Source organism: Streptomyces sp. NBC_00016, from assembly GCF_045040885.1.
GTDB classification, from domain to species: Bacteria; Actinomycetota; Actinomycetes; order Streptomycetales; family Streptomycetaceae; genus Streptomyces; species Streptomyces coriariae.
In genome coordinates this window covers 4,010,023-4,029,886 of the sequence record NZ_CP108304.1, presented here as the reverse complement: position 1 = coordinate 4,029,886, position 19,864 = coordinate 4,010,023, and the positions used below count along the sequence as shown (strand labels likewise).

The 19,864-nt window shown below is 72.7% G+C and carries 17 protein-coding genes and 1 riboswitch; of the genes, 8 read left to right on the top strand and 9 right to left on the bottom strand.

The features are described 5' to 3' along the window. Window positions 1-22 precede the first annotated feature (22 nt). Together OG933_RS17715 and OG933_RS17710 are read left to right on the top strand one after the other, a co-directional pair. Window positions 23-1,465, top strand: coding sequence for a PLP-dependent aminotransferase family protein (locus OG933_RS17715; protein WP_405627779.1), 1,443 nt, complete (start codon window positions 23-25; stop codon window positions 1,463-1,465). A gap of 30 nt (window positions 1,466-1,495) precedes the next feature. Next, complete coding sequence (locus tag OG933_RS17710; RefSeq protein WP_362517615.1) at window positions 1,496-1,981, top strand: carboxymuconolactone decarboxylase family protein; 486 nt, start codon at window positions 1,496-1,498, stop codon at window positions 1,979-1,981. 100 nt (window positions 1,982-2,081) lie between these two features. Here OG933_RS17710 and OG933_RS17705 read toward each other — a convergent pair whose 3' ends face one another. The 6 genes from OG933_RS17705 to OG933_RS17680 form a co-directional block, all read right to left on the bottom strand. Next, window positions 2,082-2,894 (bottom strand): aminotransferase class IV, encoded by an 813-nt coding sequence (locus OG933_RS17705; protein WP_405627777.1) that lies wholly within the window; start codon window positions 2,892-2,894, stop codon window positions 2,082-2,084. A gap of 10 nt (window positions 2,895-2,904) precedes the next feature. Next, entirely contained in the window at window positions 2,905-4,083 is a 1,179-nt protein-coding gene (locus tag OG933_RS17700; protein ID WP_405627775.1) for an FAD-dependent oxidoreductase, read from the bottom strand. Next, complete coding sequence (locus OG933_RS17695; protein ID WP_362517606.1) at window positions 4,080-5,663, bottom strand: class I adenylate-forming enzyme family protein; 1,584 nt, start codon at window positions 5,661-5,663, stop codon at window positions 4,080-4,082. Before OG933_RS17695 ends, OG933_RS17700 begins: the two co-directional genes overlap by 4 nt. Window positions 5,664-5,741: 78 nt before the next feature. Beyond that, window positions 5,742-7,193, bottom strand: coding sequence for an AMP-binding protein (locus tag OG933_RS17690; protein ID WP_405627774.1), 1,452 nt, complete (start codon window positions 7,191-7,193; stop codon window positions 5,742-5,744). 152 nt (window positions 7,194-7,345) lie between these two features. Further along, window positions 7,346-9,814 (bottom strand): chorismate-binding protein, encoded by a 2,469-nt coding sequence (locus OG933_RS17685; RefSeq protein WP_405627772.1) that lies wholly within the window; start codon window positions 9,812-9,814, stop codon window positions 7,346-7,348. A gap of 31 nt (window positions 9,815-9,845) precedes the next feature. Further along, on the bottom strand, window positions 9,846-10,424 hold the full coding sequence (locus tag OG933_RS17680; protein ID WP_054243020.1) for an antibiotic biosynthesis monooxygenase: 579 nt from the start codon (window positions 10,422-10,424) through the stop codon (window positions 9,846-9,848). Between the two features lie 217 nt (window positions 10,425-10,641). Between OG933_RS17680 and OG933_RS17675 the strand changes: the two genes are divergently transcribed. Beyond that, window positions 10,642-11,421, top strand: coding sequence for a DUF3050 domain-containing protein (locus OG933_RS17675; protein WP_405627770.1), 780 nt, complete (start codon window positions 10,642-10,644; stop codon window positions 11,419-11,421). Here OG933_RS17675 and OG933_RS17670 read toward each other — a convergent pair. Continuing rightward, a complete protein-coding gene (locus OG933_RS17670) occupies window positions 11,402-12,268 on the bottom strand; it encodes a DMT family transporter (protein WP_405633426.1) in 867 nt (288 codons plus the stop codon). The two genes, OG933_RS17675 and OG933_RS17670, sit on opposite strands and share 20 nt — an antisense overlap. Before the next feature lie 129 nt (window positions 12,269-12,397). Between OG933_RS17670 and OG933_RS17665 the strand changes: the two genes are divergently transcribed. From OG933_RS17665 to OG933_RS17645, 5 genes are all read left to right on the top strand, one after another. Continuing rightward, entirely contained in the window at window positions 12,398-12,877 is a 480-nt protein-coding gene (locus tag OG933_RS17665; RefSeq protein WP_405627768.1) for a hypothetical protein, read from the top strand. A gap of 32 nt (window positions 12,878-12,909) precedes the next feature. Further along, window positions 12,910-14,097 (top strand): glutathionylspermidine synthase family protein, encoded by a 1,188-nt coding sequence (locus tag OG933_RS17660; RefSeq protein ID WP_405627766.1) that lies wholly within the window; start codon window positions 12,910-12,912, stop codon window positions 14,095-14,097. A gap of 121 nt (window positions 14,098-14,218) precedes the next feature. Then, window positions 14,219-14,309: riboswitch (ZMP/ZTP riboswitch) on the top strand. Window positions 14,310-14,349: 40 nt separating this feature from the next. Next, window positions 14,350-15,801 carry a glycine hydroxymethyltransferase gene (locus OG933_RS17655; RefSeq protein ID WP_405627764.1) on the top strand — a complete coding sequence of 484 codons (1,452 nt, stop codon included), beginning with the start codon at window positions 14,350-14,352 and terminating at the stop codon, window positions 15,799-15,801. Between the two features lie 81 nt (window positions 15,802-15,882). Further along, window positions 15,883-16,896: a tryptophan--tRNA ligase gene (trpS, locus tag OG933_RS17650; RefSeq protein WP_362517585.1), complete on the top strand. Its 1,014-nt coding sequence runs from the start codon at window positions 15,883-15,885 to the stop codon at window positions 16,894-16,896. 187 nt (window positions 16,897-17,083) lie between these two features. Continuing rightward, a complete protein-coding gene (locus OG933_RS17645; protein WP_362517582.1) occupies window positions 17,084-17,662 on the top strand; it encodes a 2'-5' RNA ligase family protein in 579 nt (192 codons plus the stop codon). A 21-nt stretch (window positions 17,663-17,683) separates the two neighbouring features. On the opposite strand, the gene OG933_RS17640 is transcribed toward OG933_RS17645, so the two are convergent. Both OG933_RS17640 and OG933_RS17635 read right to left on the bottom strand, forming a co-directional pair. Continuing rightward, window positions 17,684-18,439 (bottom strand): decaprenylphospho-beta-D-erythro-pentofuranosid-2-ulose 2-reductase, encoded by a 756-nt coding sequence (locus OG933_RS17640; protein ID WP_362517579.1) that lies wholly within the window; start codon window positions 18,437-18,439, stop codon window positions 17,684-17,686. Continuing rightward, on the bottom strand, window positions 18,436-19,809 hold the full coding sequence (locus OG933_RS17635; protein WP_405627761.1) for an FAD-binding protein: 1,374 nt from the start codon (window positions 19,807-19,809) through the stop codon (window positions 18,436-18,438). Before OG933_RS17635 ends, OG933_RS17640 begins: the two co-directional genes overlap by 4 nt. Between the last annotated feature and the right edge of the window lie 55 nt (window positions 19,810-19,864).

Below are 19,864 nucleotides of genomic sequence, written 5' to 3'. Positions count from 1 at the left end.
CCCAGGAGTATGGTCCATTTCCATGGCGAGATCATGGGCCACTTTCGGCGTCGACCTGCATCTGGAACCGACCGGACCGCACCTGCGCCGGGGCCTGACCGACACCCTGCGCGAGGCCGTCCGCAGCGGCCGGCTGCCCGCCGGCACCAGGCTCCCCTCCTCGCGCTCGCTCGCCGCCGACCTGGGCATCGCCCGCAACACGGTCGCCGACGCCTACGCCGACCTCGTCGCCGAGGGCTGGCTCACCGCCCGCCAGGGCTCGGGCACGCGGGTGGCCGAGGGGAGGACCGCCCCGACCGCGGGCGCGGTACCCCCTCGCCCCGAGCGCCGCCGGCCCGCCTACGACCTGCGCCCCGGCACCCCCGACCTCGGGTCCTTCCCGCGCGCCGAGTGGCTCAGGGCGGCCCGCCGCGCCCTCACCGCCGCCCCCTCCGACGCCCTCGGCTACGGCGATCCCCGCGGCCGGGCCAAACTGCGCACCGCCCTCGCCGGCTACCTCGCCCGCGCCCGCGGCGTGCGCGCCGACCCCGAACGCATCGTGGTGTGCGCCGGGTTCGCGCACGGCCTGAGACTGCTCACCACCGTCCTGCGGGCGCGCGGGGTGCGCACGATCGCCGTCGACTCGTACGGCCTGGACGAGCACTGGAGGCTGCTGGCGTCGGCCGGGCTGGCCATGACCGCGCTGCCCGTCGACGAACGCGGCACGGACACACGCCTGTTGACGGGCCCAGGGCTGTCGCAGGGCGCGGGCGCGGTCCTGCTCACCCCCGCCCACCAGTTCCCGATGGGCGTGCCGCTGCACCACGACCGGCGGGCGGCCGTCGTGGACTGGGCGCGGCACACCGGCGGGCTGGTCCTGGAGGACGACTACGACGGCGAGTTCCGCTACGACCGCCAGCCCGTCGGCGCCCTCCAGGGCCTGGACCCCGGCCATGTGGTGTACCTGGGCACCGCGAGCAAGTCACTGGCTCCCGGCCTGCGCCTGGGCTGGATGGCGCTGCCGCCGGACGTCACGGAGGAGGTGCTGGCGGCCAAGGGCGGAGTGGACACCTCGGGGGTGCTGGACCAGTTGACGCTGGCGGAGTTCATCGCGTCGGGCGCGTACGACCGTCATGTCCGGGCGGCGCGCACCCGCTACCGCCGGCGCCGTGACGCGCTGGTCGCGGCCCTGGCCGCGCACGCCCCCGCGATCCGCGTCACCGGTATCGCGGCGGGCCTGCACGCCGTGCTGCGGCTGCCGCCCGGCACGGAGGAGGCGGTGCTACGGGCGGCGGCCTACCAGGGCCTGGCGGTCGACGGCCTCACCCCCCGCTACCGCCACCCCGACGCGGTCACCGAGCCCCTCGACGCCCTGGTCGTCGGCTACGGGACCCCGCCGGACCACGCCTGGTCCGGCGCGCTGGACGCGTTGTGCGCGGCGCTTCCTTTCGGTGAGAACGGCTCCGGAATTCCTTTTCCCGGATAGATTCCCGGTCGCAAGGGTTAGAGTCACCCCATGACGAACAACAATTCCGTGTCCCGCGTGGCCCTCAAGAAGATAACCCCCGATGTTTCCGCCGCAATGGGATCCCTGCACGGCGCCGCCGTTTCCGCCGCCCAGGACGCCAAGGTCGAACCCGAGATCCTGGAACTGGTCAGGATCCGCGCCTCACAGCTCAACGGCTGCGCGTTCTGCCTCGACATGCACACCAAGGACGCCCGCGCCCGGGGCGAGGCCGAGCAGCGGATCTACGCGCTGAACGCCTGGCGGGAGACCCCCTTCTTCAGCGCCCGGGAGCGCGCCGCACTGGCGTTGACCGAGGCGGTGACCCTGGTCCACGACGGGCAGGTGCCGGACGCGGTGTACGCCGAGGCCGCCGAGGTCTTCGACGAGGCCCAGGTGGCGGCGCTGATCTGGACGGCCACGGTCATCAACGCGTACAACCGGATCGCCATTGCGACGCGCATGGTGCCGGGGGCCTATCAGCCGGCCAAGAGCTAATTCCGGGCACCATCCCGGAAAAAGCATTTCCGGACCATGCGGAATCGGGGCATCGGCGATATTCGCCGATGCCCGTCTTTTTGTTTCTTCGCGCTGTGCTCTATTGACCCGGAAGCGGCTCCGGCAATCCCTCCAGCCATTCCCGCCATTCCGGCGCCCGTACCGCGCGCCCGGCTGTCATCGGCTCACCGATCCAGCTCGTCACCGGTCGCAGCCCGTGCAACGCGTTCACCGTCCACACCTCCCGGCCGTCCAGCTCGGCGAGGGTCCGCTCGCGGTGGGCGACGGGGATCCCGGACCGTGCGGCCCGCTCCCGGACGAGTCCCACGGTCACTCCGGGCAGGACGGGCAGCCGGGGCGGCGGCAGGCACAGGCGATCGCCCTCCCACCACAGCACGCTCGCGGTGGCCGACTCCAGCACCACCCCGGACGGACCGACCAGCACCCCTTCCTGCGCCCCTTCGTCGACCGCCCGCCCCCGCACCCGGGCCAGGACGTCCAGGTCCGGGCCCTTGCGGCGGGGCGCGGTCCGCCGGTCCGGCTGGCCGACGGACCAGAGGCGCACCTCCGTGCCGAGCGGCGGGGCGGGCCGCAACCGCAGTCTCAACTCCCGTGAACCGGCTGAACCGGCCGTGAGTTCCACCCGCGGGAACCAGTCGCCGGTGCGCGGCAGCGCCGCCGTCATGTCCTGCCAGAACTCGACGAGCCGGCGGGGCCCCGGGCCGCCGCACTCCGCGCAGGCCCGCAGAAACCGCTCCCGGTGCCGGCCGTACCCGCGCACCCGGCCCTCGCGGACCAGCCACGAGTCCGCGACCAGCAGCGGCCCGTCCGCCACGGACTCCGCGGCGACGGTCAGCCCACGGCCGGGCGTCCACGTCGACAGCCCCTCACCGACGGTCGGTCGTGCACCCACTCGGTCCTCCTCAGTACTTCCCGCCCGCCACCGCCGGCGCCCCGCCCCGGGGTCCGTACGGCGCGTGCTCCAGCCATGAGCCGCACGAGGGCAGCACGGGCGCGAGGGCCGCCGCCGCGCGCTGTCTGAGCCGCACGGTCCGACGCCGTGGCCGCAGATGCTCCAGGGCCAGGCCGGCGGCCTCGCTGTTGAACAGCCCCGCGGCCCGCCGTACGTCCGCGAACGCGGCCACCGCCTCCGGCGTCCCGGCGGCCACGGCCCGCGCGGCCGCCGCCGCGTCGGCGATCCCGCTGTTCATGCCGCGCGCGCCGAACGGCGGGAACAGATGCGCGGCCTCGCCGACGAGCAGCACCCGCCCGTGCGGGTCCGTGAAGGAGGCCGCGACCTTGCGCAGGAAGCGGTACGTCGACACCCACAGGATCCGGTCGGCGTACCCGTCGCCCACCACCCCGGGCAGCCACTCCCGCACGGCGTCCTCGGTACCGAAGGCCTCCTCCGGGTCGTCGTCGCGGCACTGGAGGTCGACCTGGAAGCCGCCGGTGAACGGCACCCGCATCACACTGCGGCCCCCGACGCCCGGATGCTCGTAGTGGAAGACCCGCTCCAGCGGCAGCTCGGCGCCCGGCACGTCCGCCACGTCGACGACGACATGGAAGCCCTCGCCGCGCACGCCCTCCAGGGGAATGCCCAGCCCGCCCCTGACGGCCGAGCGGGCCCCGTCGGCGGCGACGACGTATCCGGCGCCCCACTCCCGTCCGCCCTCGCCGACGAGCGTCACACCCGATCCGGAGGTGCGGACGCCCTCGATCCGCGCGTCCCAGACGAAGTCCACCCCGGCCCGCTCGCACGCCGCGCGCAGGAAGCGCTCGGTGTCGAGCTGGCGCAGGCTCGTGAAGGGCGGCAGCCCGGACGGGGGCGGGAAGGTGCGCGCGTACACCTCGCGGCCCCGGTAGAGGGTGCGCCGGGTGTGCCAGGTCCGGCCGTACGCCGTGATCTCGGCGGCCAGGCCCGGGGACATCCCGTCGAGCAGCCGCAGGGTCTCCCGGTGCACGAACAGGGCCCGGCTGCCCGGCCGTTCACGGCCGGCGGGGTCCGCCTCCAGGAGCGCGACCGGCAGCCCGTGCGCGCGCAGGGCCAGCGCGGCCGACAGGCCGACCGGACCCGCGCCCACCACGATCACGGGATTCACGCGCGCACGCTCGCCGGGGTCTGTGTCGGCTGCGTCAGCATTCGGGTGATCTCCACCCGCTTCACCTTCCAGGTCGCCGTCATCGGCAGTTCCTCGAACCGCCACTGGCGCGGCTCGGCCATCGCGGGCAGATCGGCGGTCGCCTCCCGCCAGCGCTCAGGGTCGAGCGGCTGCTCGCCCCGCACGCACACCACCGGCACCGGCTCACGGTCCGCGCCGGCCACGATCACGACCTCGCGGAGCTCCTCCAGCCGCTCCATCAGCGCGTCCTCGACCGCCAGATTGCTGTGCACGGCGTCGATCCGGTCGACCTCCCGGTCGATCAGATGCAGCGCGCCCAGGCGGCTCATGTATCCCAGGTCGCCCATCTGCCACCAGCCGCCGTCGAGTTGACGCTCGTACTGCGCCCGCGCGCCGAGGTAGGTGAGGATGCGCCCCCTGGTGCGGGCCTCGATCCGCCCGGGAGTGCCGGGCGGGACCGGCCTGCCGTCGGGGTCCGCGACCCGGACCCGGGTGAAGCCGGGGATCGCGATCCCGACCCGCCGCCCGTCCGCCCGCTCCGCGCTGCGCCGGGTGAACCACTGGAACGCGACGGGCCCGGTCTCGCTCTGCCCGTACAGCTGGATCAGCCACGGCGCACGGCGACGCGAGGCGCCCAGCAGCCGTCGTACGGTGCGCGGATGGATCGCGTCGAAGGTGGAGCCGTACGACTTCACCCGGGACAGCGGAGCGCCGGGCGCGTCGGCCAACTCCTCCCACAGCACGAAGGTGTTGGGGTGGGTCTCGACGATGCCGGGGCGGTGCCGGGCCAGCAGCGGCCCCACGCTCGCCGGTTCCGGGTCGGTGATCAGCACCAGCGGGCTGCCGAAGTGCAGCAGGACGCCGAGCAGGTGGTAGAAGCGCGAGTGCACGAACGACATGTGCAGCGCGGCGGTCTCGCCCCGGGTGGGCCAGCCCATCGCCTTCTGCGGCACCAGCCGGTTCCACATGGTGTTCGGGCAGTGCACGGCCAGCTTGGGGACGCCGGTCGTGCCCGAGCTGTGGGTGATCAGGGCGGGCTCACGCGGGTGCAACCGTACGGGAGCGGGCGGCTCGGCGCCGGTGTACTTCGCGAGGGGCTCGGCGCCGGGCGCGTCGTCGACGGAGAGGGTCCGGCGCACCTGCGAGGCGATGCCGGCGTCCTTCAGCGGCCCCTCCAGCTTGGCCCGGTCGGTGATCAGCCAGGGCTGCCGCAGTCGTTCGAGCAGCTGCCCGACGACCGGTCCGGCCAGACCGGGGGAGAGGAGCACGGGGACCGCGCCGATACGGGAGACCGCGCAGGCCAGCAACACGATGTCGACGTTGTCCGTCTTGTGGACGACCACCTGTTCCGAGGGCCGTACCCCGGCCGCCCACAGCCGGCCCGACAACTCCTCGACCACGTCGGCCAGTTTCCGGTAGTCGAGGTCGACCCCGAGGCAGGGGTGGGTGTCCAGCGGCCGGTCCAGCGTGACGAAGACGGCTCCGTGCCGCTCGGCAGCCCGCCGGAACAACGGACCCGGATAGAACCCGCGGTCGGCGAGCAGGGGTTGCTGCGACATGTGGCTGTTCCTCTCAGACACGGACGGGGACACGGACGGGGACACGGACGGGGACACGGACGGGGGAGGGGGACGCCGTCACCACGCCCCCTGGCGGACCAGGTGACGACGGAGCTTGCCGGTGGGAGTACGGGGCAGCGACGCGACGAAGCTGACACCCCGCGGCACCTTGAACGCGGCCAGCCGCTCCCGCGCGACCGCGACGAGCTCGGCCTCCAGCCGGGCCGGACCGGCGGGACCGGCGGGGCCGATGGGGCCGATGGGGCCGGTGGGGCCGGTGGGGCCGGTGGGGCCGGTGGGGACGACGAAGGCGCGCAGGCGGGTGCGGCCCTGCCCGTCCGGGACGGCGGCGACCGCGACCTCGCGGACCGCCGGGTGGGTGCGCAGGACGGCCTCCACCTCCAGCGGGGAGACGGTGATCCCGCCGACCATCTCCATGTCGTCGGTGCGGCCCAGGTGCCGGTAGGTGCCGTCCGGTTCGCGGCGCGCCCGGTCGTGGGTGGCCAGCCAGCCGCTGACCAACGTGCGCCGCGTCTCCTCGGGCCGGTTCAGGTACCCGGGTGTCACCGTCGGCCCGCGCACCCACAGCTCCCCTTCCGCCCCGTCGGGCACCGGCCGACCGGCGCGGTCGCGCAGCTCCACCTCGAACCCCGGCACGGGACGCCCGACGGTGCCCGGACGGTCGTGGCCGAGACTGTTGGCGCAGAAGGCGTGACCGGCCTCGGTCGAACCGATCTGCTCCAGCACGGGCGCGCCGAGCAGCTCGGTGATCTGTCCGCCGAGCCCGTCCGGCAGGCCCTCGCCGGCCGACACCGCGGCGCGCACCGAGGCGAAACAGGCCGCGTGACCGCTGCCCCGGTCGGCGACCAGCGCCGCGTACGCCGACGGCACGGAGTAGAGCAGGCTCACCCGGTGCCGGGCGACGAGTTCGTCGACGGCGGCGGGTGTCGGACGCCGGTCCACCAGGACGGCACTGGAGCCGGAGAAGAGCGGGAAGACGAAGGCGTTGCCGAAGCCGTACGCGAAGTACAGCTTCGACACCGACAGCGTGACGTCCTCCTCGGTGATCCCGAGCAGCCGCCGGCCGATGAGGTCGTGGTACGTCCCCGGGTCGCCGTGCGTGTGCACGACCCCCTTCGGGCGGCCTGTGGTGCCGGAGGTGTACTGCACGTACAGCGGCGTCCGCGCGTCCACCGGGTGGGCGGCGGCCGGCTCGGCGGCGGGGGCGAGCGCGAGGAACTGGTCGGCGCCGAGGCATGCCCGGTCCGGGAAACGGTCCTCGAGACCCGGCCCGGTCACACACAGCACGGCGTCGACGTCCGCGGCCATGAACGCGTGCTCGGGCGCGGGCAGTTCGGGATTGACCAGGACGGCCACGGCCCCGAGCCGGGCGACGCCGAGGAAGGCCGCGACCCACGCGATCCCGTCGGGCAGCGCCAGCAGCACCCGGTCCCCGGCCCGCACCCCGAGCTCCGTGAGCACCCCGGCCGCCCGCGCCCCCAGCTCGTGCACCTCACCGTGGGTCCACACCTGGTGCCCCTGATGAAACGCGGCCCGCCCACCCCACCCACTCCGCTCGGCGAGATCGGCAAGCTCCGCGGCGAGATTCCCGGCCCCGACGCCCACCCCCTGCTCACGGGAGTCGGCGGCGGGCTGTGACGTCGTCGTCGACCGCGGGGGCGTCATCGGCTGGCCCCCTTCGCGCCGGCCGGGGCGGGGCCGGGGGTGGTGCCCCGGGAGCGGCCCGCGCCCGCCCGTGCCTCGGCAGGTTCCGGCTCCCGCTCCCCGGGCGCCCGGGTGAGCGCCGCGCCGTGCTCCCGCAGGGCCCGCATCTGCGCGGCCGTCTTCAGCAGCATCTCGTCGTACTCCGCGGCCGGATCGGAGTCCAGGACGATCGCGCCCCCGGCCCCCATCCGCATCAGGCCGTCGGCCAGGACGGCCGTGCGGATGACGATGTTGAGGTCCGCGCCGCCGCTGCACCCCAGGTAGCCGAGGGCACCCGCGTACACACCGCGCGCCTCGGTCTCGAGACCGTCGATGATCTCCAAGGTGCGCTGCTTCGGCGCCCCGGTCATCGAACCGCCGGGGAAGCAGGCGCGCACGCAGTCCACCGCGTCGGTGCCCTCGCGCAGCCGGCCCTCGACGGTGGAGACGAGCTGGTGCACGGTGGCGTACGTCTCGGTGGCCATGAGCCGGGAGACCCGCACGGTCCCGGTCCGGCTGACCCGCCCCAGGTCGTTGCGGAGCAGGTCGACGATCATCAGGTTCTCGGCGCGGGTCTTGGCGTCCGCCGCCAGCGCGTCCCTGAGCCGGGCGTCCTCCAGCGGACCGGCACCGCGCGGCGCGGTTCCCTTGATGGGCTTGGCCTCGGCGACACCGTCCCGGGTGATCCGCAGGAACCGTTCGGGCGAGGAGCCCACCACGTCGAGGTCGCCGAATCTCAGGAAGGCCGCGTACGGCGCGGGGTTGACCCGGCGCAGCACCCGGTAGAAGCCGTACGCGTCGTCCGGAGCGGGTAACACCGCGGCGTCGGTCAGACAGATCTCGTAACTGGTGCCCGCGGCGAGCTCGCGCCGGCAGGCCGCGATGTCCGCGAGATAGGTCGCCCGGTCCCGCACCAGCCACGGCTCGACGTCCCCGACCTCTTGATCCCCGACCAAGTGATCCCCGACCAAGTGATCCCCGACCCCGTGACCCCCGACCCCGAGTCCGCCTCCGGCCGTGTGGAACCCGGCCCGGGCTTCGGGCCCGCCGGTACCGAGCCCGGCTCCGGCCGTCCCGGGTGCGACCCCACCGCCTTCACGTGCGGCCGCACGCCGTGTCGTTCTCGTCCCGTCCGTCCCGTCCGTCCCGCCCGTCCCGCCCGTCCTGCCCGTGCCGCCCGTCCCGGGCGGTGTCGGGCGGGGCCGGTCCGGCTCGGCGGGGAGGGAGGTGAGCCGGACCAGCATGGTCTCGAGCCAGTCGGTGGCCTCGCCGGCGGCCTGGGGGGTGTCCTCCGCCAGACAGACCGCGTAGGTGAAGCCCTTCTCGTGGTCCACCGCGATCAGCCGGTCGGCGAACAGCCAGCAGGCGTCCGGGGTGGTGGCGCGATGCCGGTTGGGGGAGCCGCAGTCGGCCTTGGTCTCGTAGCCGAAGTAGCCGACATAGCCGCCGGTGAAGTCGAAGGGGAGCCCGGTGGCGTCGACCCGACGGCTCGCCAGCTGCCGCTTGAGATAGTCGAAGACGCTCGCCCGGACCTTGCGCGTCGGCCGCCCGGCCCGCTCGATCTCGCAGAGGCCGGCCTCGACGTCGTACCGGACGAACTCGGCGAGCGGACCGCTGTCGTCGCCGAAGAACGAGAAGCGGGAGAGTCCCCGCTCGACCCGGGAACTGTCCAGCCAGAACGCCCGCGGCGAGTCGGCGTACAGCCGCGTGAAGGCGGCCTCCGCGTCGATCGCCTCGGCGATGCGGCGGGTGTGCAGCCGGAGGGCGGGCCGGTCGGCCCGGCGCGGGCGGGGGACGGTCACCCTGGGGCTCGGCATCGCCGCCGCGGCCGGGGTGACCGCGGTGTTCTTCGTGCGAGGCCTGCGGGCCCGCTCGGCCGTCAGGTTCCGGAAGTTGACGAGCATCCGGTGGCCGTATTCGGTGAGCACCGACTCCGGGTGGAACTGCACGCCCCACAGGGGCCGTTCGCGGTGCCGCAGTCCCATCAGGACGCCGTCCTCCGCCCAGGCGGTCGGCTCCAGGGAGTCGGGCAGCGGCTCGCGTACCGACAGCGAGTGGTAGCGGACCGCGGTGAAGTTCTGCGGCAGCCCCTGGAACAGGTCCCGACCGTTGTGGCGGACGGCCGACAGATGCCCGTGCCGCGGCTCCGGGGCGGGCACCACCCGCCCGCCCTCCCCGTGCGCGATGCCCTGGTGGCCGAGGCAGACCCCGAGCACCGGCACCGGGGACTCGGCGAGCACTCTGGCGCTGATGCCGAAGTCACGCGTCCTCGACGGATGTCCGGGTCCCGGCGACACCACCACGTTGTCGAAGGCGCAGATATCGGGAACGGCGTCCGCGGGGGCGTCATTGAGGATCACCACCGGCTCCTCGCCGTTGACCTCGGCGATCAGCTGGAACAGGTTGTACGTGTACGAGTCGTAATTGTCGATGAGCAGGGTCTTCACCCGCCCACCTCCTTGGGGTCGTTCTCTGGCTCTATGCGGTCCGTCGTTTATGCCGTCCGCGAAGCGCCTGGAGCGGTGGATACAGCCATTTCTTGAAGAAACGCTGAAGGCGAGGCATGAGAATCCAGGTGACCAGGGCCGTCACGCACAGGCAGAGCAGCAGTGTACGAATGAACGGGTTGAGGTCACCGAGATAGGGAAGCACGATCAGATTGAACAGGAGCACCGGTGGGAAAACCGCGCTCATATTCACGAACCATAACTTCCATTTCGACGGCGGGGCCGGCGCCTTCGGTGCGGGGGTCTGGGCGTCGAACCAGGCCTTGGAGCCGCGCACGCTCCTGCGGTCCGTCTGCCGGGCGATGTCCAGCGCCCGGCCGTCCCACTCGACCCTGGCGGCCGAGTCCTCCCAGGCCCGGGCTGTGCCTTCGGTCGCGAAGCGATAGACCACATGCCACTCCGCCTCTCCATCGACAAGTACACCGCCCCCCAGGAAGCCGGGTTGCCGTGCGCTCGCGCCCAGCATGGCCCACCCCCAGGAGTGGAAGTCGGCCTCGCGGCCCGGCACCACGCGATATGCGGCGGTGACGGTGACGGGATTACTGGTCACACCGTCGAGTACGCGGGAGAGAGCGCTTGCGTTCACAGGTTCTTCAAACTTCTACAACTGTCTTCGACTGTCCGGAACGCGGCTTTTAATCTCCTTTTCGGCGGTCTTGACTCCTTCTGTCGAGCGGTACTGCCGGTAACTTCTCCGGGATTCCTGGAAGCGCTTGCCGGTGCGTCGGGAGAAGTGCACGATCGAGCTCCCCCGTCGAAGGAGAACCATGTCCAGGTACGACTGGAAGCTGACCCATGAGGGAATCGAAAGGGCCCGTTCGGCAATAGAACCGGTCCGAAAGGAAGTGACCGCTCATCCGGTCTATCAGCGGATAAGCAGCCGGGAACACATGGCCGTCTTCATGGCGCACCACGTGTTCGCGGTATGGGATTTCATGTCCCTGCTCAAGTCGCTCCAGCGCGACCTCACCTGCGTCGACGTCCCCTGGGTGCCGCGCGGCTCGGAGGTGAGCCGGCGGCTCATCAACGACATCGTCCTCGTCGAGGAGAGCGACGAGCTGAACGGCGGCTTCACCAGCCACTTCGAGCTGTACCGGGCCGGCATGGCCGAGGCGGACGCCGACACCACCCGGATCGACACCTTCCTCGCGCTGATCGGCGAGGGCCACGACGTGCCGTCGGCGCTGCGGGTCGCCCGGGTCCCCGCCCCCGCCGCCGAGTTCGTGCGCACGACCTTTCAGATCATCGCCGACCGGCCGCTGCACTGCCGGGCCGCCGCCTTCGCCTTCTCCCGGGGGGACCTCATCCCGGACATGTTCGACCAGGTGATCAAGAAGGAGGGCACCGACCGGTTCCCGCTCTTCCGCGACTACCTGGCCCGCCACATCGAGGTGGACGGCGAGGAGCACACCCCCATGGCCATGCAGATGGTCGCCGACCTGTGCGGCACGGACGACACGCGCTGGCAGGAGGCCGTCGAGACGGCCACCCTCGCGCTGGAGGCGAGGATCCGCCTGTGGGACGGCATCACGGAGGCGATGGCCTGACCGGCGGCTCCGGTGCCGGCTCCGTCACGGACGCCTCTTCGGGCGCCTCCCCGAACCGGGCCAGTGCCAGCGCTCCCGCCACGGCGACGGCGAAACCGAGTACGGCCAGCCAGCCGAGCCCCTCCCGGGTCCGGTCGCCCAGCCACACCACGCCCACCAGCGCCGGACCGATCGTCTCGCCGATCACCATCCCGGCCGTGGCGGTCGTCACCGACCCCCGCTGGAGAGCCGTCGTCAGCAGCAGGAACGCGGCACCGCCACCCAGCAGCAGCGCGTACAGGGCCGGGTCGGTGAGCAGCTCCGACGGGTCGAGCGAGTCGATCAGCCGCACCGCCACCTCCACCACCCCGAACCCGAAACCGGCCCCGAGGCCCAGCACCAGCGCCCGTGCGCGTCCGGTCAGCCGCCGTCCGGCCAGTCCCAGCAGCAGCACCCCGCCCGCCGCGCCGAGCATCACCCACGGCAGCGCCTGCGGTCCGCTCTCCTCGCCCTCCGTCCCCGCCGCCAGGCCCAGCATCGCCAGGCCCGCGCACACCACCCCCACCGCCGCCCACTCGGTCCGGCTCAGCCGCACCCGCAGCAGCCGCGCCGCGACCACCGCCGTCACCGCCAGGCTCGACGCGAGGGCCGCCCCCACGGCGTAGATCGGCACCGAGCGCAACGCGGCGATCTGGAACAGGAACCCCAGCCCGTCCAGCGCGAGCCCCGCCAGATACCGCCACTCCCGCACCGCCCGCAGCAGCAGCGCCGCGTCCCCGCCGCTCCCGCCGACGGCCGCCCGCGCCGCCATCGCCTGCAACACCGTCGCCGTACCGAAGCAGACCGCCGCGCCGAGTGCGCACACCATTCCAAAGAGCACGAAAGGACTGTAGGGGAACGGCTGGTGGGCGGGCCGCCTTCGGTCGCTCTCGGCACGGTGTCTAGGCTGACGGCCGGAAATCGTCGTAGCGGCGATGCGGAAACGGGGAGACGGAACATGGCGGACGCGCGTCGCAGACTTCGCTCGGGCACGGTCGTACTCGGCGGCATGGGAGTGCTCGCGGCGGCCCTGTCCGCCTGCTCCTCCGACCCCGACAAGCGGTGCGTCGACCGCGACAGCTACAACCTCACCAAGGGCTACAAGGTCGTCGCCGACAAGAACTGCAAGTCCACGTCCGGCAAGTCCGGCTCGGCCGGCAAGGTCGGCAAGTCCGCCACGGCCGCCACCGACGCCGCCTGGTACTACGGCGGCGACAAGAAGGGCTCCTGGGTCGACGGCGGCTCCTTCACCAAGCCGGGCAAGGGGTCCAGCGGCTCGACCGGTTCGAGCAGCAGCAGTGGCGGCAGCAGTAGCAGTGGCGGCAGCAGCAGCAGCGGCGGCAGCGGCAGCAGTGGCGGCAGCGGAGTCGACCGGAACGGGTTCGGCGGCGACAGCGACAGCGGCAGCGGTGTCGGCAAGGGCAGCTCGGGCGGCTGAGCGCCCGAGCGGCTGAACAGGACACCGGCACCGTGCGACGTCACACCATCGAACCCCGCCCCGACTGGCAGCGGACCGTCGAGGACCAGGGTCTCGTCTACCCCCTCACCCGTCACCCCGACGGCCGGCTGCGCCCCTACTGGGACGAGAGCGCGTACTACGTCTTCACCCTCGACGAGGTCGAGGCGCTGGAGGAGACCGTCGAGGAACTGCACACCATGTGCCTGGCGGCCGCCGCCCACCTCGTCGAGACCGACCGCCTCGCCGACCTCGGCATCACCGACCCGCGGATCGCGGCGGCGGTCGCCGAGGCCTGGCACCGGCGTGCCGAACTCCCCTCCGTCTACGGCCGTTTCGACCTCCACTACGACGGCACCGGCCCGGCGAAGCTCCTGGAGTACAACGCGGACACCCCCACCTCGCTCGTGGAGGCGGCCTCCCCCCAGTGGTTCTGGATGGAGGAACGATTCCCCGGCGCCGACCAGTGGAACTCCCTCCACGAACGCCTGGTCGCCGCCTGGAGGAAGCAGGCCCCCCTGCTCCCGCCCGGCAGCCCGCTCCACTTCGCGCACTCCTCGGCGGACGAGCTGGGCGAGGACCTCATGACGGTCGCCTACCTCAAGGAGACCGCCGAGCAGGCCGGCCTGGACACGGCCTGGATCTCCATGGAGGAGATCGGCTGGGACCCGCTGTCCGGCCGCTTCGTCGACCGTCAACTCCGCTTCATCCGCAGCTGCTTCAAGCTCTACCCCTGGGAGTGGCTGACCACCGACCGCTTCGCGGGCCATGTCCTCGACACCCTCGACAACGGCGGCGGCACCGGCACGACCCTGTGGATCGAACCGGCCTGGAAGATGCTCCTCAGCAACAAGGCCCTGCTGGCCGTCCTGTGGGAGCTGTACCCCGGACACCCCAACCTCCTCCCCGCCTACCTCGACGGGCCCCGCGAACTGGCGGCCACCACCGGCTATGTCGCCAAGCCGCTGCTGGGCCGCGAGGGCGCCGGCGTCACCCTGCACGCACCGGGCGGCGATCCCGCCCCGCGCACCGACGAAGCCTGCTGCTACCAGCAGTTGGCGCCCCTGCCCACGTTCGACGGCAACCACGTCGTCCTCGGCGCGTGGACGGTGGAGGACGAGTCGGCCGGCCTCGGCATCCGCGAGTCCTCCGGCCTGATCACGGACGAGTACGCCCGCTTCCTGCCCCACGTGATCCTCTAGGCGCCGCGACCCCGGTCCGACGGCTGCTCCAGGGCGACCGGAGGCGTGCTCCTGCGCGGATCCGACGTCGCTCGCATGGTGGACGCCGGACCTTGGGATTCGGGCCTGCCCGGTAGGCTGGCGAGCGGGCCGTGACTGGCGCGCTGGGATGGGACGGACCATCGGGGAGCGGCCTGTGAGCGACAAGAGTGCCGTGCGCCTGGGCCAGACCGAGAACCGTGACCGCACGCCACGCCCCCGGAGGCCGACGACATGTCCGAGCAGCAGTCCCTCTCCACCGAGTCCACCGCCTTCCGTGCCGCACTCGACGTGATCCGCGCCGTCGAGCCGCGCGTCGCCGACGCCATCGGCCAGGAGGTCCACGACCAGCGCGAGATGCTCAAGCTGATCGCCTCGGAGAACTACGCCTCCCCGGCCACCCTCCTCGCGATGGGCAACTGGTTCAGCGACAAGTACGCCGAGGGCACCATCGGCCGCCGCTTCTACGCCGGCTGCCGCAACGTGGACACCGTCGAGGCGCTGGCCGCCGAGCACGCCCGCGAGCTCTTCGGCGCCCGCCACGCGTACGTCCAGCCGCACTCCGGCATCGACGCCAACCTCGTCGCCTTCTGGTCGATCCTCGCCGACCGCGTGGAGGCCCCGGCCCTCGCGAAGGCGGGCGTCCGCCAGGTCAACGACCTCTCCGAGGCCGACTGGGCCGAGCTGCGCCAGGCCTTCGGCAACCAGCGGATGCTCGGCATGTCGCTGGACGCCGGCGGCCACCTCACCCACGGCTTCCGCCCCAACATCTCCGGCAAGATGTTCGACCAGCGCTCCTACGGCACGGACCCGGCCACCGGCCTGATCGACTACGAGGCCCTGCGTGCCTCGGCCCGCGACTTCAAGCCGCTGATCATCGTCGCCGGCTACTCCGCGTACCCCCGGCTGGTGAACTTCCGGATCATGCGCGAGATCGCCGACGAGGTCGGCGCGACCCTCATGGTCGACATGGCGCACTTCGCCGGCCTGGTCGCGGGCAAGGTCCTGACCGGCGACTTCGACCCGGTCCCGCACGCCCAGATCGTGACGACCACCACCCACAAGTCCCTGCGCGGCCCCCGCGGCGGCATGGTCCTGTGCGACGACTCCCTCAAGGACCAGGTCGACCGCGGCTGCCCGATGGTCCTCGGCGGCCCGCTCCCGCACGTCATGGCCGCCAAGGCCGTCGCCCTGGCGGAGGCCCGCCGGCCGTCCTTCCAGGACTACGCCCAGCGCATCGTCGACAACTCCCGCGCCCTCGCCGAGGGCCTGACGCGGCGCGGCGCGACCCTGGTCACCGGCGGCACGGACAATCACCTGAACCTGATCGACGTGGCCTCCTCCTACGGGCTCACCGGCCGGCAGGCCGAGGCGGCGCTGCTGGACTCGGGCATCGTCACCAACCGCAACGCCATCCCCGCCGACCCGAACGGCGCCTGGTACACCTCCGGCATCCGCATCGGCACCCCGGCGCTGACCACCCGGGGCCTGGGCACGGCCGAGATGGACGAGGTCGCGTCCCTGATCGACCGGGTCCTGACCACGACGGAGCCCGGCACGACGAAGTCGGGCGCCCCCTCGAAGGCCGCCCACGTCCTGGACGCGAAGGTCGCGGACGAGATCTCCCGGCGGGCGACCGACCTGGTGGCGGGCTTCCCGCTGTACCCGGAGATCGACCTCGGCTGACCCCGGCGGCACCCCGGGCGGCCCCCGTGGCCGCCCGGGACCCGTTCCGGGCGGTCTCCGCGCTCTGAGACAATGATGGACATGGCCTCAGACCGACCCCGCGTGCTCTCCGGAATCCAGCCCACCGCCGGCTCGTTCCACCTCGGCAACTACCTCGGCGCCGTCCGCCAGTGGGTGGCGCTCCAGGAGACCCACGACGCGTTCTACATGGTCGTCGACCTGCACGCGATCACGGTCCCGCAGGATCCGAAGGAGCTCAGCGCGAACACGCGGCTGGCCGCCGCCCAGCTCCTCGCGGCCGGTCTCGACCCGGACCGCTGCACGCTCTTCGTCCAGAGCCACGTCCCCGAGCACGCCCAGCTCGCCTGGGTCATGAACTGCCTCACCGGCATGGGCGAGGCGAGCCGGATGACCCAGTTCAAGGACAAGTCCGCCAGGCAGGGCGCCGACCGCGCCTCCGTGGGCCTGTTCACGTACCCGATCCTCCAGGTCGCGGACATCCTGCTGTACCAGGCCGACGAGGTGCCGGTCGGTGAGGACCAGCGCCAGCACATCGAGCTGACCCGCGACCTCGCGGAGCGTTTCAACGGCCGCTTCGGCGAGACCTTCACGATCCCGAAGCCGCACATCCTGAAGGAGACCGGGAAGATCTACGACCTTCAGGACCCGTCGATCAAGATGAGCAAGTCGGCGTCCACGCCGAAGGGCCTCATCAACCTGCTCGACGAGCCGAAGGCGACGGCGAAGAAGGTCAAGAGCGCGGTCACGGACACCGACACGGTCGTCCGCTACGACACCGAGAACAAGCCCGGCGTCAGCAACCTGCTCGGCATCTACTCGACGCTGACCGGCACGAGCGTCCCCGAGCTGGAGCAGCGCTACGAGGGCAAGCTCTACGGCGCGCTCAAGACGGACCTCGCCGAGGTCGTCGTCGACTTCGTGACGCCGTTCCGGGACCGCACCCAGCAGTACCTGGACGACCCCGAGACGCTCGACTCGATCCTGGCCAAGGGTGCGGAGAAGGCGCGCGCCGTCGCCGCGGAGACCCTCTCCCGGACGTACGAGCGGGTCGGCTTCCTGCCCGCGAAGCACTGAGCGGCGCTCGGAAGCACGCGGAAGCACTCGGGGCGCACCGCACACCTGTTCCTCTGGGCAGAGCGCTGCACATCACTTTCCCTGCGCCTGCCCAGAGCACAGCTGTGGCCGTACAGTCGATAGCCGTACGACTGAGTACGAACCCGGCAACACACCCCGCCAGGACGACATGACGACAGGAGAAGACGTGGGGACCGTAACGATCGGTGTGTCGATCGCGGTCCCGGAGCCTCACGGCAGCCTGCTCCAGGAGCGGCGCCTGGGCTTCGGCGACGTCGCGGCTCACGGCATCCCCACGCACGTCACACTGCTGCCGCCGACCGAGGTCGGGACGAACGCGCTGCCCGCCGTCGAAGCGCACCTCGGCGAGGTCGCCGCGGCCGGCCGCCCCTTCCCGATGAGGCTGTCCGGCACCGGCACCTTCCGGCCCATGTCGCCGGTGGTCTACGTGCGGGTCGTCCAGGGCACCGAGACCTGCGCCTGGCTCCAGCAGCGGATCCGGTCCGCCTCCGGGCCGCTGACCCGCGAGCTCCAGTTCCCCTACCACCCGCACGTCACCGTCGCGCACGGCATCGACGAGGCGGCGATGGACCGGGCCTTCGACGAGCTCGCCCACTACGAGGCCGAGTGGTCCTGCACCGGCTTCGCCCTCGCCGAGCAGGGCGCCGACGGCGTCTGGCGCAAACTGCGCGACTACGCCTTCGGGGGCGCGGTCGTACCCCCGCAGGCGGCCCACGTCGACCGCGGCTCGCTGCCGACGCGCTAGCGGCGCGCCCCGGCGGCTCCGCTAGATCGGCAGCCTGCGGAACAGCCCGCGGGGCGCGTGACGCAGCGCCGACATCACCACGCGCAGCACGCCCGGCACCCACACCGTCTCCGAGCGGCGCCGCAGCCCCAGCTCGACGGCGGTGGCGACCGCCTCGGGGGTGGTCGCCAGCGGCGCCTCGGGCAGCCCGGCGGTCATCTTCGTCCGGACGAACCCGGGGCGTACGACCATGACGTGCACGCCGGTCCCGTGCAGCGCGTCGCCCAGTCCCTGGGCGAAGGCGTCGAGGCCCGCCTTGCTGGAGCCGTAGATGAAGTTCGAGCGGCGGGCCCGCTCGCCGGCGACGGAGGAGAGGACGACCAGGGAGCCGTGCCCCTGGGTCTGCAGGGCGCGCGCGGCGACCAGCCCCGCCGACACCGCCCCCGTGTAGTTGGTCTGCGCGACGCGCACCGCGGCCGCCGGGTCGCGTTCGTCGTTCGCCTGGTCGCCGAGGACGCCGAAGGCGAGCAGCACCGCGTCGACGTCGCCCTCGGCGAAGACCTTGCCGAGGACCGTCTCGTGGGACGCGGGGTCGAGCGCGTCGAAGGGCACGGTGTGGACGTCCGCCCCCAGGGTGCGCAGCTCGGCGGCGGCCGACTCCAGGGCGGGCGACGGGCGCCCGGCCAGCCACACCGTGCGGGTGCGGCGGACGATCAGCCGGCGGGCGGTGGCCAGCGCGATGCCGGACGTGCCGCCGAGGACGAGCAGGGACTGGGGGAGGCCGAAGGCGTCCTTCATGGTGACTCCTGGAAGTTGAGCCGGCGGGCGAGGTCCGACACGAACACCCCGCGCGGGTCCAGCTCCGCGCGCAGCGCGCGGAAGTCGTCGAGGCGCGGGTACATCGCGGTGAGGAGTTCGGGGCGCAGCCGGGAGTCCTTGGCGAGGTAGACGCGGCCGCCCGCGGCGGCCACCTCCGCGTCCAGCTCGTCGAGGAAGGCGCCGAGGCCGGGCAGTCCGGCCGGGATGTCCAGGGCGAGGGTCCAGCCCGGACGCGGGAAGGACAGCCAGCCGGGGTCGGCGTCCCCGAACCGCTTGAGGACGGCCAGGAAGGACGGGCAGCGGCGGGCGGAGAGGCGTCCCACGATCCGGCGCAGGGTGTCCTCGCGTCCGTACCCGACGACGAACTGGTACTGCACGAAGCCGTCGCGGCCGTAGACACGGTTCCAGTGCGGGACGCCGTCGAGGGGGTGGAAGAAGGCGGACAGGCTCTGGAGTTCGCCGGTACGCGCGCGGGGCGCTCTGCGGTACCAGAGTTCGTTGAACAGTCCGACGGTCGTCCGGGTGAGCAGGCCGCTCGGCAGGAACGCGGGAGCGGCCGGGAGCCGGGACGGGCGGAACGCGAGCGGGGCCCTGCGCGCGCGGGCGGGCAGGGCGTCCAGGGGCGCGTGCTCGCCGCGGGTCAGCACCGCGCGTCCGGTGGCCGCGCCGCGTGCGAGGAGGTCGATCCACGCGACCGAGTAGCGGTAGCGGTGGTCGCCGGCCGTCAGCCGGGCCATCAGGTCGTCGAGGTCGGCGGCCCGCTCGGTGTCGACCGACATCAGCGACGTCCCGACCGGCTGGAGCCGGATCCTGGCCGTCAGGACGACGCCGGTCAGGCCCATGCCGCCGGCGGTCGCGTCGAACAGGTCGGTGCCCTGCTCCACCGTGCGGATCGTGCCGTCCGCCGTGAGCAGCTCGAAGGACAGCACATGCCGGGCGAAGGACCCGGACACATGGTGGTTCTTGCCGTGGATGTCGGCGCCGATCGCGCCGCCCACGGTCACATACCGGGTGCCGGGGGTCACCGGCACGAACCAGCCGAGCGGCAGCAGGACCTCCATGAGCCGGTGCAGGGAGACCCCCGCGTCGCACAGGACGCTCCCGTCGTCGGCGTCGATGACGTGGATCCGGTCCAGCCCGGTCAGGTCGATCACCGCCCCGCCGGCGTTCTGCGCCGCGTCTCCGTAGGCGCGCCCCAGCCCCCTGGGGATGCCTCCGCGTGGCCCGCACTCCCGGACCGCCGTCACGGCCTCCGCGTAGGTCCGGGGGCGGACCAGGCGTGCGGTGGTGGGGGCGGTGCGGCCCCATCCCGTGACGGAGACGTTCTCGGTAGTGGTCTCGGCAGGCATGCTGGTGACCGTATCGCCTCTATATGGGCGATTAATTTTGAAACATGCATCACTC